This is a genomic window from Ferruginibacter sp. HRS2-29 (assembly GCF_024343615.1).
Taxonomy (GTDB): Bacteria; Bacteroidota; Bacteroidia; order Chitinophagales; family Chitinophagaceae; genus Ferruginibacter.
In genome coordinates this window covers 1-484 of the sequence record NZ_RJUB01000049.1, presented here as the reverse complement: position 1 = coordinate 484, position 484 = coordinate 1, and the positions used below count along the sequence as shown (strand labels likewise).

Sequence of the window (484 nt, the reverse complement as noted above, 5' to 3'; positions counted from 1 at the left end):
GGCGTGGCCTCCCGGCCTGCCGCGAGTGCGACTTTAAAGGGAACCGGCTGGTGGGGACGCCACGCATGGGAGCTAAAATTTTGCCGGGAAGACGGGAAGAAGGAGGGGTTATTTTTGCTTCTCCACAAGCTTGAAAAAATCGGATAGTTTGATGTCGAGGTAATCCGTCAATACCGACAAACTACTAATGGTCAGATTTCTTGTTCCACTTTCAACTCTGGCAATATGAATGCCGGTATCATTTCCAAAATCTGCTTGCAAAATACCTTTACTCTTACGCAATTCTTTCAGTGCGTTGCCAATTTTGCCAAGTAACTCATCGTTTTTTATCTGCGTCATAGTAGAACAAATAGACTAAAAATAAATTGTTAGAAAAAGGACTTTTGTGTCCTATTTTAATTTATCTTTATTGCATCAACTTTCCGTTCTGAAATCTGGTACATCTAAGCACAGGAAAGGCTAAAGTTCTTGCATGACGATGCGG

At 42.4% G+C, this 484-nt stretch carries 1 protein-coding gene; it reads right to left on the bottom strand.

Annotation, left to right across the window (positions count from 1 at the left end; all coding sequences use genetic code 11):
* Positions 1 to 108: 108 nt before the first annotated feature.
* On the bottom strand, positions 109 to 339 hold the full coding sequence (locus EGI32_RS10735) for a helix-turn-helix domain-containing protein (RefSeq protein WP_255155390.1): 231 nt from the start codon (positions 337 to 339) through the stop codon (positions 109 to 111).
* Between the last annotated feature and the right edge of the window lie 145 nt (positions 340 to 484).